Origin of the sequence: Vibrio ichthyoenteri ATCC 700023, assembly GCF_000222605.1 — a bacterium.
In the GTDB taxonomy this organism is placed as follows: domain Bacteria; phylum Pseudomonadota; class Gammaproteobacteria; order Enterobacterales; family Vibrionaceae; genus Vibrio; species Vibrio ichthyoenteri.
This window is the reverse complement of record NZ_AFWF01000319.1, coordinates 21832-36267: the sequence shown is the minus strand read 5'-3', so window position 1 is coordinate 36267 and position 14436 is coordinate 21832. Positions and strand designations below refer to the sequence as shown.

At 46.7% G+C, this 14436-nt stretch carries 12 protein-coding genes; 5 read left to right on the top strand and 7 right to left on the bottom strand.

Annotation, left to right across the window (positions count from 1 at the left end; all coding sequences use genetic code 11):
* Positions 1 to 24: 24 nt before the first annotated feature.
* Both argB and argC read right to left on the bottom strand, forming a co-directional pair.
* Positions 25 to 819, bottom strand: coding sequence for an acetylglutamate kinase (gene argB / locus RH85_RS21150; RefSeq protein WP_006714778.1), 795 nt, complete (start codon positions 817 to 819; stop codon positions 25 to 27).
* 17 nt (positions 820 to 836) lie between these two features.
* Positions 837 to 1838: an N-acetyl-gamma-glutamyl-phosphate reductase gene (gene argC, locus RH85_RS21145; RefSeq protein ID WP_006714777.1), complete on the bottom strand. Its 1002-nt coding sequence runs from the start codon at positions 1836 to 1838 to the stop codon at positions 837 to 839.
* A 149-nt stretch (positions 1839 to 1987) separates the two neighbouring features.
* Between argC and argE the strand changes: the two genes are divergently transcribed.
* From argE to RH85_RS21130, 3 genes are all read left to right on the top strand, one after another.
* Positions 1988 to 3127: an acetylornithine deacetylase gene (gene argE / locus RH85_RS21140; protein WP_006714776.1), complete on the top strand. Its 1140-nt coding sequence runs from the start codon at positions 1988 to 1990 to the stop codon at positions 3125 to 3127.
* A 333-nt stretch (positions 3128 to 3460) separates the two neighbouring features.
* A complete protein-coding gene (ppc, locus tag RH85_RS21135) occupies positions 3461 to 6094 on the top strand; it encodes a phosphoenolpyruvate carboxylase (RefSeq protein WP_006714775.1) in 2634 nt (877 codons plus the stop codon).
* A 425-nt stretch (positions 6095 to 6519) separates the two neighbouring features.
* On the top strand, positions 6520 to 7059 hold the full coding sequence (locus RH85_RS21130) for a PadR family transcriptional regulator (RefSeq protein ID WP_006714774.1): 540 nt from the start codon (positions 6520 to 6522) through the stop codon (positions 7057 to 7059).
* A 121-nt stretch (positions 7060 to 7180) separates the two neighbouring features.
* On the opposite strand, the gene cysE is transcribed toward RH85_RS21130, so the two are convergent.
* The 5 genes from cysE to epmA form a co-directional block, all read right to left on the bottom strand.
* Positions 7181 to 8002, bottom strand: a complete 822-nt coding sequence (gene cysE, locus RH85_RS21125) for a serine O-acetyltransferase (protein WP_006714773.1) — start codon at positions 8000 to 8002, stop codon at positions 7181 to 7183.
* A 37-nt stretch (positions 8003 to 8039) separates the two neighbouring features.
* The gene (gene gpsA, locus RH85_RS21120) at positions 8040 to 9074 is read right to left on the bottom strand and encodes an NAD(P)H-dependent glycerol-3-phosphate dehydrogenase (protein ID WP_006714772.1); all 1035 of its coding nucleotides are present in this window, start codon (positions 9072 to 9074) and stop codon (positions 8040 to 8042) included.
* 162 nt (positions 9075 to 9236) lie between these two features.
* Entirely contained in the window at positions 9237 to 9707 is a 471-nt protein-coding gene (secB, locus tag RH85_RS21115) for a protein-export chaperone SecB (protein WP_006714771.1), read from the bottom strand.
* 148 nt (positions 9708 to 9855) lie between these two features.
* Entirely contained in the window at positions 9856 to 10290 is a 435-nt protein-coding gene (locus RH85_RS21110; protein WP_005593663.1) for a rhodanese-like domain-containing protein, read from the bottom strand.
* A 164-nt stretch (positions 10291 to 10454) separates the two neighbouring features.
* Entirely contained in the window at positions 10455 to 11420 is a 966-nt protein-coding gene (gene epmA / locus RH85_RS21105; RefSeq protein WP_006714770.1) for an elongation factor P--(R)-beta-lysine ligase, read from the bottom strand.
* Between the two features lie 437 nt (positions 11421 to 11857).
* Here epmA and frdA point away from each other — a divergent pair, with 437 nt between their 5' ends.
* Positions 11858 to 13678 carry a fumarate reductase (quinol) flavoprotein subunit gene (gene frdA, locus RH85_RS21100; RefSeq protein WP_006714769.1) on the top strand — a complete coding sequence of 607 codons (1821 nt, stop codon included), beginning with the start codon at positions 11858 to 11860 and terminating at the stop codon, positions 13676 to 13678.
* Positions 13678 to 14436: a succinate dehydrogenase/fumarate reductase iron-sulfur subunit gene (locus tag RH85_RS21095; RefSeq protein ID WP_006714768.1), complete on the top strand. Its 759-nt coding sequence runs from the start codon at positions 13678 to 13680 to the stop codon at positions 14434 to 14436. The genes frdA and RH85_RS21095 overlap by 1 nt, the downstream gene beginning before the upstream one ends.

The following is a 14436-nucleotide window of genomic DNA, read 5'->3' as shown; positions in this document are numbered from 1 at the left end:
TGCTTAAGCATTAATCCTTGTTATTTATGACTGCGGCAAAAATTGTGTGCCGATACTTGTGCCAGCAAAAAGCTCGGCTAATTTTTCTGGGTAACGCCAAGTGGCGACTTCAATTGGTCGTCCAAGATCATTCGCCGCTTCAAGCGCCGCTTTCACTTTGACGATCATGCCATCGGTAATTACTTGACCTTCAATCAGTTTATTGGCGGTTTGCTCATCCAAACTTGATAGCAAATGCCCTTTTCCATCTAATACACCACTGACATCTGACAACAACACCAATTCAGCATCAAGAGCACCAGCAACCGCCACGGCAGCTTGATCGGCATTGACGTTCATCATCTGGCCATCTTGAGTCAGACCAATCGAGCTAATAATTGGCAAGGCACCAGCAGCGAGAATTGCTTGCAATATCGTCGAATCACCTGGGCTTGCTTTACCAACCGCTCCTAGCTCTGGGTCCAATTCAACCACTTGGCACAGACCGCCGTCAGCGAGACATAACCCCACAGCTTGCAAACCATCTTTGATCGCTTGGCCTTGCAGTTGTTTATTGGCAGTGCCCGCAAGAGCCCCCGCAATCAATGGAATTTGATCGTAAGGCGTAACACGTAAGCCCTGTTTTTTAACCGTTTTTAGCTGCAGTTTCGCCATCAACTCATCGACCAAATAACCACCACCGTGAACAATCACGATTGGGCGCTGAGCTTGAGCTTGGTATTTGGCAATCGCACCAAACAGTTGGCTAAGTGTATCTGTGCAAGACAGCGCCGCACCGCCAAGTTTGACGACTAGTGGAGTTTGTTTGTTATCTGTCATAACCATTCCTTGCACTGTTAAATCAGCGCGGTTAACTCAGGGTATCCATAATGGATGTTCAAACATTGCATCGCTTGGCTAGATGCGCCTTTGAGTAAGTTATCAATCGCTGCGCAAGTGATAATGTGTTCGCCTTGTACTTTCCAGCCGATATCACAAAAAGGAGTAAACTGAACGTTTTGTAGCTTAGGCACACCCTCAACCAAACGTACTGCCGGTTTTTCTTGATAAGCGGCTTGATAGACTTGTGCAACTTGCTCGTCACTAACACCCGCTTTGAGCTTCATGGTAATGGTGGCAAAAATACCACGCTTAAAATTGCCCAGATGCGGCGTGAAGATCACATCACAGCCAAGGTGAGAGGCAATTTCTGGCTGATGACGATGAGAGAATACGCCATAAGCTTGTAAGCTCACTTCGCAGAAACTGTTATTAAGCGTCGCTTTACGCCCAGCCCCTGTCGCCCCACTGGTGGCATTAATTACTGGCCATTGATGGGTATCGATAAGACCGGCATCGAGTAGCGGTTTGATCGCCAATTGTGAAGCGGTTGGGTAACAGCCGGGAACGGCAATCAGTTGGCTTTGCTTGATCTCATCGACCGCCCACTCAGCAAGGCCATATGCGGCGCCATCAAGTAATTGCTCATATTGATGCTCGAAGCCGTAGAACTCTGGATAGAAGCCTTGTTTTTTGACGCGAAATGCACCGGATAAGTCAAACACCTGACAATCATGCTGGAGCAGCTCAGCGGCAAGGTCATGGCTCACTTCATGAGTAGTCGCTAGAAAGATCACATCGGATTGCTTGGCAACTTCAGCAACGTCGGTTAGTGGCTGAACTTTGTCATCCACCAAGCCGGCTAACTTGCCATGTAATGAAGAGATTGGTTTTCCTGCATCAGCACTATTGGCGGAAACATACAAACCTGCTAGCGTAAGCTCTGGGTGTTTATACACCATCAGTGCCAGTTCAGCTCCGGTATAACCTGTTGCACCTATGATGGTCGTTTTCAGCATTTCAAGACATCCACTTCTTTAATATTGGCCACCAAAGGTGACTAAAAAACTATTTCAAACGCTCGTTAATGATTTTTTATTCATTAAAAATGATTTAATATGTTTTTACCTTCTTAGTGCGATTCTGTCAACAGGGAAACGAAGATAAAATGCAATTACCGAGTTTTAAAGAGGTCTACAGCGGCCTAATTTCGACCTCCTCTATCAGCTCTTCGGACCCGAGTTGGGATGAAGGCAACCAACAAGTTATCGAAAAATTGGCGACATGGCTGAAAGATGTCGGCTTTGAGGTCGAGATGGTGGAAGCGGCAGCGGGGAAATTCAACCTCATCGCCAAAAAAGGAGAAGGTGAAGGCGGTCTACTGCTGGCGGGCCACAGTGATACCGTACCGTTTGATGAAGGGCGCTGGAATTTTGAACCCCATGCGCTGACCGAAGCCAATAACCGTTTTTATGGTTTAGGCACCGCGGACATGAAAGGTTTCTTCGCCTTTATTATCGAAGCAGTCAAAAAAATCGATTGGTGTAAGCAAACCAAACCGGTCTATATTTTGGCTACTTGCGATGAAGAAACCTCGATGCTAGGCGCGAAACACTTCACCGATAACGCTCCCTTTAAACCGGATTATTGCATTATTGGCGAGCCGACCAGCTTAGTGCCAATTCGTGGCCATAAAGGGCATGTCGCCAATGCGGTGCGCGTGACCGGCAAATCAGGCCACTCTTCTGATCCTGCGCTTGGGGTGAACGCGATTGAAATTATGCATGAAGTGCTGTTTGCTCTGATGCAATTGCGTGACAAGCTCATCAAAGAATATCACCACCCCGGGTTTGCCATCCCAAGTCCAACACTCAACCTTGGCCATATCCATGGCGGCGACAGTGCTAATCGCATCTGTGGTTGTTGCGAACTGCATTACGACGTACGTCCACTGCCTGGCATCAGCTTAGATGGGTTAGACAATATGTTGCGCGGCGCGCTAAAAGAAGTGCAAGCCAAATGGCCAGATCGTATTGCCGTGACACCTTTGCATGATGCGGTGCCGGGATTTGAATGCGAGCATAGCCATCCTTTCGTGGCTGGTATGGAGCAGCTTTGCCAAACCCCATCGGAAACCGTTAACTACTGCACCGAAGCGCCTTTTTTAAGTCAGCTCTGCCCAACACTGGTGTTAGGGCCGGGATCAATTGAACAAGCACACCAGCCCGATGAATTTCTGGCCTTTGAATTTATTGATCCAACCGTCAATATTCTTTCCAAAGCGATTCATCAATATTGCTTCGATTAGAATAACTTTTACTTAATATCAAAGGCGGGGGGCCTCCCCGCTTGTATCAGGATCAAAGAGCAAAAAAAAGCGACCAAAGCCGTATATTGCTGCTCATAACAAGTCTGTAAGCTACTTGGTAGGCTAATTCCGTAGGAGTATTTGTCGAGGGATGGCTATTTGTAATAAATTTTCAGTAATTTAGACCAAATTGTGCTCACTCCTTTTGTCTAATCCTATTACACAATTTTCGCAAACTTATGCTGTGGCAATTGACTCGGAACGATATTTTTAGCTAGATTGTCTACCTAACAGGGAACAATGGATGTAATTTTTTTACAAGGCAGGACGATAATGAACGAGAAATACTCTGCACTTCGAAGCAATGTGAGCATGTTAGGCCACTTGCTCGGCAATACGATCAAGGATGCACATGGAGAGGCTATTCTTGAGAAAGTAGAGACGATTCGTAAACTTTCCAAATCCGCTCGTGCAGGCAACCAAGCAGATCGTGATGGCTTGATTGAAGAAATTAAAAGCCTGCCTAATGAGCAACTAACACCCGTTGCTCGCGCATTTAACCAGTTCTTAAACCTCACCAATATGGCGGAACAGTACCACACGATTTCACGCCATTGTGACGAACACGTCTGTGAGCCTGATGCACTCAATGCTCTGTTCTCAAAACTGAGCCAAAATGACATCAGCAAATTAGACACTGCCCAAGCGGTACGTGATCTCAATATCGAACTGGTACTGACTGCGCACCCAACCGAAATTACCCGCCGCACCATGATCAACAAGTTGGTCAAAATCAATGAGTGCTTATCCAAGCTTGAGCTGGGTGATCTATCGGTAAAAGAACGTCATAAAACAGAACGTCGCCTTGAACAGTTAATAGCGCAAAGCTGGCACTCTGATGTCATTCGCCAACAACGCCCAACCCCACTTGATGAAGCCAAATGGGGCTATGCGGTGGTTGAAAATTCACTGTGGGAAGCGGTACCTGATTTTCTACGTGAAATGGATGAACGTCTAAAATCACACCTTGGTGAAGGCCTACCAATTGATGCACGCCCTGTTCACTTCTCATCTTGGATGGGTGGTGACCGCGACGGCAACCCATTTGTGACTCACACCATTACGCGTGAAGTGATGTTGCTATCTCGCTGGAAAGCGGCCGACCTTTACCTCAACGACATTAACGAGTTGGTTAGCGAATTATCCATGACTCGCAGCAACGACGATGTACGTGCGCTAGCGGGTGATGATGAGCATGAGCCATACCGCGCAGTGCTAAAAGGTTTACGTCAGCTACTCAACGATACTAAAGATATCTTAGACGCAAAAATTAACGGTCAAAAGCTTGCGGTAAAAGCTCCACTACAAAGTGCTGAGCAGTTATGGCAACCATTATTGGCATGTTATAAATCCCTCCACGAATGTGGTATGGGCGTGATTGCCGATGGCTCACTACTTGATACCCTACGTCGCGTTAAAGCGTTTGGGGTTCACCTAGTTCGCCTTGATATTCGCCAAGAAAGCACTCGCCATTCAGATGTTCTATCTGAACTGACCCGCTACCTAGGCATTGGTGATTACGATCACTGGAGCGAGCAAGATAAAGTCGCTTTCTTAACTCAAGAATTAAGCTCTAAGCGCCCATTACTTCCACGTGATTGGCAGCCGTCAGAAGCGGTTAAAGAAGTACTCGATACTTGTAAGATCATCGCAGCTCAACCACGCGATGCTTTCGGTGCTTACGTCATTTCAATGGCGCGCACAGCTTCAGATGTATTAGCCGTACACTTATTGCTACAAGAATCTGGCTGCCCTTACCGTATGGACGTATGTCCTTTGTTTGAAACGCTAGAAGATTTGAACAACGCCGAAGCGGTGATTAAGCAACTAATGGGTATCGATCTTTACCGTGGCTTTATTCAAAACCACCAAATGGTGATGATTGGTTACTCTGACTCAGCCAAAGATGCCGGCGTTATGGCTGCTGGTTGGGCGCAATACCATGCGATGGAGTCTTTGGTCAAAGTCACCGAAGAAGAAGGTGTTGAACTGACCCTGTTCCATGGCCGTGGCGGTACGATTGGTCGTGGCGGCGCGCCAGCGCATGCGGCGCTACTTTCTCAGCCACCAAAAAGCTTGAAAGGTGGCTTACGCGTAACAGAACAAGGTGAAATGATCCGCTTTAAGCTGGGTCTACCAGAAGTGGCGGTAAACAGCTTCAACATGTACGCCAGTGCAATACTTGAAGCAAATCTTCTGCCACCACCAGAGCCAAAACAAGAATGGCGCGATCTGATGAACGTGCTATCTGAAGTAAGCTGTGAAGCATACCGCAATGTGGTTCGTGGCGAAGCTGACTTTGTACCGTACTTCCGCCAAGCAACACCTGAATTGGAACTCGGCAAGCTACCACTGGGATCGCGCCCAGCAAAACGTAATCCAAATGGTGGAGTTGAGAGCTTACGTGCCATTCCATGGATCTTCTCATGGAGCCAAAACCGTCTGGTATTGCCTGCATGGTTAGGCGCAGGTGAAGCGATTCAATATTCAATTGATAAAGGCCACCAAGCGCTATTAGAAGAGATGTGCCGCGAATGGCCATTTTTCTCAACACGTTTGGGCATGCTAGAGATGGTTTACTCGAAATGTAATATCGGCATTTCACGCTATTACGATGAGCGCTTAGCGGATGAATCTTTACTGCCGCTCGGCGATCGCCTGCGAGCTCAACTACAGCAAGATATCAAAACGGTGCTGAATGTTGAAAACAACGAAAACTTGATGCAAAGCGACCCATGGGGCCAAGAATCCATCCGCTTACGCAACATTTACGTTGAGCCACTCAACATGCTTCAAGCCGAGCTACTCTATCGTACTCGTCAAACCGAGCAACCATTACCAGAGCTTGAAGAGGCCTTAATGGTCACCATTGCTGGTATTGCTGCTGGCATGCGTAATACGGGTTAAAATCAATAAGGCCGCTCAATGAGCGGCCTTTCTATATTCACCACAAAAATCACACATCTATCGACGCACATCACAACCAAAATCAAACCAGTGAAACTAAATATCAAAAAAGAGACAAAAAACACCACAATTCCAGAATAATATTCGGATTCGTTATTTTATTGAGCGTTTTGTCAGTTTTTTAGATGTTCTCGCTCATCTATTCCACTTTATGCTTATTATTTAGATATAATATCGCTCCTTTGCGATGCACTAAAATATTACATATCGCAACGTCGATAAGCGATTATCGAACTAGGTGAAAAACGGCTTTTAAGGTGACATGGCCAACATATTTGTTGGCGCTGCTCTCATCAACATAATACACGTGCCTCAAGAAGCACATCAAGATGTTGGCAGTTGATTTAAAGTTTATTGACCATTTCATGTCATTACCACACGTAATCCTCACAGTTCTTAGTACACGCGATGCTACTGGATACGACATCACTAAAGAATTTTCTGCGACGATCGGCTACTTCTGGAAAGCGAGCCACCAGCAGGTTTACCGCGAACTGAACAAAATGGCTCAAAACCAGCTTGTGACGTGCGTATTAGAACCACAAGAGGGCAAGCCAGACCGTAAGGTTTACTCCATCACTGACGCAGGCCGTATTGCTCTTGGTGAATGGTTTGACCAACCAACTGCACACCCAACGGTACGCGATGAGTTCTCAGCAAAACTGATGGCTTGTTCTGTACAACCTTCTGCACCATTCAAAGCGCAACTTGCTGAATTGGTTGAAGAGTCACGCAAACTAGTTACGCACTATCAAGAAATCGAAAACGCGTACTACTCAAACATTGCGGCTCTTGATAAATCACAACGCCTTGAGCGACTCACCTTGCGCCGCAACCTATTGTTGCGCCAAGCATGGATCGTATGGGCTGATGAAACGCTAGCTGAACTCGAAGCTATCGCTTAATCAAAAAAGCTTACTTACTGCTCATTCGTTGTGCGAATTGAGCAAAAAAAATGGGTTGGCACTGGCCAACCCATTTTTCGTTTAAGACTTTTTACCGAATAGCCACGAATGGCAATATCGATTAGATGCCATCACCATCAACAAAGTTTTGTGACTTACCATTAAACTGCTGATCCATATCCAATGAAGGCATATCCGATTTTGGTCGGCCGACAATCTTGGCCGGAACGCCAGCTGCCGTGGTATGCGGCGGAACAGGCTGTAATACCACTGAACAAGAAGCAATTTTTGCCCCAACGCCCACTTCAATATTACCCAGTACTTTCGCCCCTGCACCAATCATCACCCCTTCGCGAATCTTAGGATGGCGATCACCGCTCTCTTTACCCGTACCACCCAAGGTTACGTCTTGCAAAATGGAAACATCGTTCTCTACGACAGCGGTTTCACCAATCACAATACCCGTTGCGTGATCGAGCATGATACCGCGACCGATTGTTGCCGCAGGGTGAATATCCACTTGGCAAGCGACTGAGATTTGATTTTGCAAATAAGTCGCTAACGCGATACGTCCTTGCTTCCATAGCCAGTTAGCCACTCGATAACCTTGCAGTGCGTGGTAGCCTTTAAGGTATAGCAATGGAATGGAATACATTGCAACAGCAGGGTCACGATTGACCGTGGCACAAATATCACAAGCAGCCGCTTCAATAATACTTGGGTCCGAAGCAAAAGCTTCTTCAACCACTTCACGTACCGCCATCGCTGGCATTGAAGCGGTATTGAGCTTATTAGCTAAAATGTAGCTCAGTGCCGCACAGAGGCTATCGTGCTTAATAATGGTGGCATGGTAGAAACTGGCCAGCATCGGTTCTTGTTCAGATTGCTGCCTTGCTTCTTGAACAATGGTCTGCCACACCTGTTTTTTTTCGCAATGCTTCATGTTGTAACCTTCTTGGCAGCATCGTACTGCCGCCGAATTATGCTTCTGCTTTTTTATCACGCGCTAACAAATCCTTTGCCGCTTCTCGTGCATCTTTATCTTGATACAGTACTTGATAGATTTGGTCAACTATTGGCATTTCCACACCCATACGTTGCGCCAACATCCAGACTTCTTTGGTATTGCGATAACCTTCAACCACTTGGCCAATCTCTGCTTGAGCGGTATCGACATCTTTACCTTCACCAAGAGCTAAACCAAAGCGGCGGTTACGTGATTGGTTATCAGTACAAGTTAATACCAGATCACCCAAACCTGCCATACCCATAAAGGTTTCTTTTTGCGCGCCTAGCGCAGCACCCAAACGGCACATTTCCGCCAGACCACGGGTAATCAATGCCGTACGAGCATTAGCGCCAAAGCCAATTCCATCCGACATGCCCGCGCCAATCGCAATCACGTTCTTCACCGCACCACCCAATTGCATACCAGTAAAGTCGCTATTGGCATAGACACGGAATGTTTTGCTGCAGTGAATTTTCTCTTGTAGATCCGCGACAAATTGCGCATCAGGAGACGCCACTGAAATTGCGGTAGGGAGACCCATCGCCAGTTCTTTAGCAAAAGTCGGCCCTGATAGCACCGCCAATGAATAGCCTTCGCCTAGTGCATCATGCGCAACATCTTTAAGTAGACGACCGGTTTCAGGCTCAAGCCCTTTGGTTGCCCAACAGATACGTGAATCACTGCGCAAGAAAGGCTTTACGCTTTTCAGTACGATACCAAACACATGACTTGGCACCACAACCAACAAATCACGCGTGGCAGAAACGGCTTTTTCTAAATCTGACTCAACGATCAGTGACTCAGGGAAATCAACCCCTGGTAAAAATTCGTGGTTAGCACGCTCAGCTTGCAACTTTGCCATGTGCTCAGGCTCATGCCCCCAAATCACCACATTGGCGCCATTACGAGCCAGAGAAATCGCCAGAGAGGTGCCGTAAGAGCCTGCGCCCAATACGGTCATTGCGATCTCTTTGCCGTAGGCATTATTGATGTTTGAATTTGTCATTGTTCCGCCTGTTGACTGATAAACAAGTTGCTATACCTAAAGAGTTTAACGCGTGTTAAACCACTTTGGTATCAACCACTCTGCTATAAACGAAAAATGCACAATGCATTCGCTTTACGATGCCTTGTGCATTTCAAATAGTATTAACGAATAAGACGTTAATTAAGCCTCTGCTTGGCCTTCACCTTGCTGAGCTTGCTGTTGTAGGTAATTCATAAACAATGCATCAAAGTTAACTGGAGCAAGGTTTAGTTGTGGGAATGTACCTTTAACGACTAGGCTTGAAATCGTTTCACGTGCGTATGGGAATAGCACGTTTGGACAGAATGCACCTAGGCAATGTGCCAATTGGCCCGCTTCCATGTTTTCAGCAGAGAAAATACCGCCTTGCTGAACTTCACATAGGAAAGCTGTGTCTTCTGCGTTTTTCACGGTAACCGTTAAACGTAGAACCACTTCGTAAACACCAGCACCTAGTTCACGGCTTTGCGTGTCTAGATCTAACTTCACTTCTGGGTTCCATTCTTTTTGGAACATATCTGGTGAGTTAGGCGCTTCAAAAGAAACGTCTTTTAGGAAGATACGTTGAATTGCGAAGTTCTGTGCTTCTTGTGTTGGTGCTGCTTCAGCCATTATTGAATCCTTTATGCCTTAAATATCAAAGTTTGCTTGAGACTAACTGAGAGATGCGACTAACACTAACCTTGCCATCAAATTCGTGGCAATCTTCACATCTCTCATTGCCAAACGCTGCTTAATTCACCAGCGTTGCTCGCCGTGATTACTTCTTGCCGCGTACTAGCGGTAGGTTAGCTTCACTCCAAGCAATCAAACCACTCTTCAGCACGTATACTTTTTCAAAGCCCGCTTTTGCTAGAAGATTTGCACTCTCTTGTGCAGTTTGACCGGTTTTACATACCACGATAATTGGGTCTGATTTGCTGTTTTCAAGGCTACCGAAGTTACCTGCTTTGATATCCGAAGGTAAAATGTGAAGTGCTTCGGTAATATGACCTTTTTTGAATTCGTCTTTCGCGCGAATATCAATCACCACACCGTTCTCACGGTTGATAAGTTGAGTGGTCTCAGCAACGCTGATCTCTTTGTAAGCCGCTGTTGATGTTTTTACGATATTCATGATTAGGGCAACAAGTAGGCCAACCCAAACCACAGACATGATCATATTTTCTTGGAAAAACGCGATGTACTCTTGCATATCCTGTGCTCTTGTATAGATAGTAGGGCCGACTATCAGCCCTAGTTTTAAATCAGATTGGGAGTATAACGGGCTTGTTAGTTCTAGGCGAGTCCAGAACCGAAAGAATCAGCGATCCTGACCACGCTTTATCGGATTACTTGCCACAATTCCAACTCAGTAGTCTATGCAATCGGAAATGGAAACGCCGTGACTTGATCAATATGATCTTGGCCAAGCGCCAACATAATTAAACGATCAATCCCTAGCGCTACACCGGCACACTCTGGCAACCCCGCTTCTAATGCCGCGATTAAGTGATAATCAATTGGTTGTGCGGTTAAGCCCATCTCAATACGCTTGGCATTATCTTGCTCAAAACGTGCTAACTGCTCGGCAGGGTTATCAAGCTCGTGGAAGCCATTCGCCAGCTCAATCCCTTTGAAATAGACCTCGAAGCGATCCGCCACGCGATCATCGTTTAGGTTGATCTTGGCAAGAGCCGCTTGTGAGGCTGGAAAATCATAGACAAAAGCAGGCACTTCTTGGCCAATCTTCACTTCCACCCCAACACTGAACAACAACTGCAGCAAGGTATCACGATCTTGTTCCGGCTCGGCAATATCGCTTAAGCCTAGTGTTGCCGCCGCTTGTTTCAGCTCTGCCATTGAGCCTTCCAATGGACAGACACCCAATACGCTCACAAAGGCCTGTTGGTAAGTCATGCGCTGTGCCGCACCGCATTTGATGGTGAGTTGCAATAAGTCATCCATCTCATCCATTAGCTTGTGATGATCAAAACCAACGCGATACCATTCCAACATGGTAAATTCAGGGTTGTGATAACGACCATTCTCTTCGTTACGAAAGGCTTTATTAATTTGATAAATGCAACCACTGCCCGCAGCTAAAAGACGCTTCATATGAAATTCAGGGCTAGTCATCAAATAAAGATGGCTGCCATCGGCATAGCCTGGGCCAACAAATTGGGTTTGAAAGGTTTGTAGATGTACGTCGGTCACCGTGGCGTGACTCATTGCTGGTGTATCCACTTCCAATACATTGCGCTGTGCAAAAAACTGACGAATTTGCCCGAGTAATTCAGCGCGCTGTTTGAGTAATTCGATGGATGCGGTCGGTTGCCAATTCATTTTTTGCTTTCTCTATTTTTGCTCTTGTTTCGAAGAAGCGAACATATCACTTTTCATCTTAGACGCAAGTGCTGCCCGCAGGTGCCCTTATGTAGCACTAAAATTAGCCTCTACGAAACACCCTCGCTAACGTGCTACAAATAATTTCCAACAGGTCCGTAACACTATTTACATCAAGCTTTGCGAGCAAATACGCCATGCCGTGACAGCTCTCACATATCCTGCATTTTCTATGCTCTCTTTTGCATTAGCGAAACAAAATCCGGAATACATCAATTTTTACACTTTGCCCCTCTCTTACACTGAGTTGTACCACTTTTGAGTTACGTGTAGCACGTCATCTTCAGGTCAGATAACACTATCTGTAGTCAATATCTGCACGCGCTCTCTTACTATAACAAGCGGGATTGACCGCACTTACACACTGGAGGATAACTGTGCAAACTATCATCACAGATATCGCAGTCATCGGCGCTGGCGGCGCTGGTCTTCGTACTGCTATTGCAGCGGCTGAAGCAAACCCTGACTTAGAAGTTGCTTTGATTTCTAAAGTTTACCCAATGCGCTCCCACACGGTTGCTGCCGAGGGTGGCTCAGCAGCAGTTATCAAGGAAGAAGATAGCTTAGACAATCACTTCAACGATACCGTTGGTGGTGGTGACTGGCTATGTGAACAGGATGTCGTTGAATACTTCGTGGCGAATTCAACCCGCGAAATGATTCAGATGGAACAGTGGGGCTGCCCATGGAGCCGTAAAGAAAATGGTGAAGTTAACGTTCGCCGTTTCGGTGGTATGAAGGTTGAGCGTACTTGGTTCGCAGCCGATAAAACTGGCTTCCACATGCTTCACACCCTTTTCCAAACTTCAATGAAGTACCCAAATATCAATCGTTTTGATGAGTACTTTGTGGTTGACCTATTGGTTGACGAAGGTGAAGTGCAAGGTCTGATTGCTATCCATATGGCGGAAGGCGAACTTGTTACGATCAAAGCAAAATCGGTTGTGCTAGCAACGGGTGGCGCGGGTCGTGTTTACCACTGTAATACCAACGGTGGTATCGTAACAGGCGACGGCATGGCAATGGCTTACCGTCACGGCGTGCCTCTACGCGATATGGAATTCGTCCAATACCACCCAACCGGTCTACCTGGTACAGGTATCCTGATGACCGAAGGTTGTCGTGGTGAAGGCGGTATCATCGTCAATAAAAACGGTTACCGTTACCTACAAGATTACGGCATGGGCCCGGAAACTCCGGTTGGCCAACCGAAAAACAAATACATGGAACTGGGTCCACGAGACAAAGTTTCTCAAGCGTTCTGGCACGAACAGCAAAAAGGCAACACCATCCAACACCCTCTGGGTGACGTGGTGCACCTAGACCTTCGCCACCTAGGTGAAGAGTACCTGCAAGAGCGTTTACCGTTCATCTGTGAGCTAGCAAAAGCTTATGTGAACGTTGATCCTGCCAAAGAGCCAATTCCAATTCGCCCTACCGTGCACTACACCATGGGTGGCATTGAAACCAACGGCCAATGTGAAACGCGCATCAAAGGTCTATTCGCTGTGGGCGAATGTGCTTCTGTTGGTCTGCACGGCGCAAACCGTTTGGGTTCTAACTCACTAGCAGAATTTGTGGTGTTTGGCCGTGTTGCAGGCGAACAAGCCGTTGCACGCGCAGCGGAATTTAAAGGCTGGAATGACGAATCTATTGCCGAGCAAGTAAAAGCGGTTGAAGCACGCATTGCAGCGCTACTTGATCAAGAAGGTGATGAAAACTGGGCCGACATCCGTACTGAAATGGGTCACTCCATGGAAGCTGGCTGTGGTATCTACCGCCAAGAAGACTTGATGCAAGCGACGATTGATAAGATCACAGAGCTTAAAGCGCGCTACAAAAACATCAGCATCAAAGATAAAGGCAAAGTGTTCAACACTGACCTTCTTTACGCGATTGAGATCGGTTACGGCCTTGAAGTGGCAGAAGCGATGGTTCACTCTGCGATTCTACGCAAAGAATCTCGTGGTGCGCACCAACGTCTTGATGACAACTGCACCGAGCGTGACGATGTTAACTTCCTTAAGCATACTCTTGCTTTCTACCAACCAGATGCCGCACCGAGCATTGAGTACAGTAATGTAACCATTACTAAATCTCAGCCAAAAGCGCGTCTATACGGTGAAGCAGCAGAGAAAGCCGCTGCCGCTGAAGCCGCAGCACAAGCTGAAGAGAAGAAAGTAGAGGAGCAAGCATAATGTCAGCACATCGTATTCAAAAAGTAGACGTTCTACGTTACGACCCAGCGCATGATGCTGAACCTCGCGTACAAACGTTTGAAGTGCCATTTGATGACACCATGTCAGTGCTTGACGCACTGGGGTACATCAAAGATAACCTAGACAAAGACCTTTCTTATCGTTGGTCTTGTCGTATGGCGATCTGTGGCTCTTGCGGCATCATGGTTAATGGCGTGCCAAAACTGGCATGTAAGTGCTTCCTTCGTGATTACCCAGATGGCGTGAAAATTGAGCCTCTAGCAAACTTCCCTATCGAAAAAGATTTGATTGTTGATATGACGCCGTTCATCGAGCGCCTTGAAGCGATCAAACCTTACATCATCGGTAACGATCGTAAACCTGAAGACGGTACTAACCTACAAACGCCAGAGCAAATGGCAAAATACAAGCAATTTGCTGGCTGTATCAACTGTGGTCTTTGCTACGCAGCATGTCCTCAGTTTGGTCTAAACCCTGAGTTTATTGGCCCTGCGGCACTCACCATGGCGCACCGTTACAACTTGGATAGCCGTGATAACGGTAAATCTGAGCGTATGGCGCTGATCAACGGTAAAAACGGCGCTTGGGGCTGTACTTTTGTTGGCTACTGCTCTGAAGTTTGTCCGAAAAACGTCGACCCTGCGGCGGCCGTAAACCAAGGTAAAATTGAATCATCAATGGACTTTGTGATTGCGATGCTAAAGCCTGATGGTAAACCAGTGAAAGAGGAGGCTTAG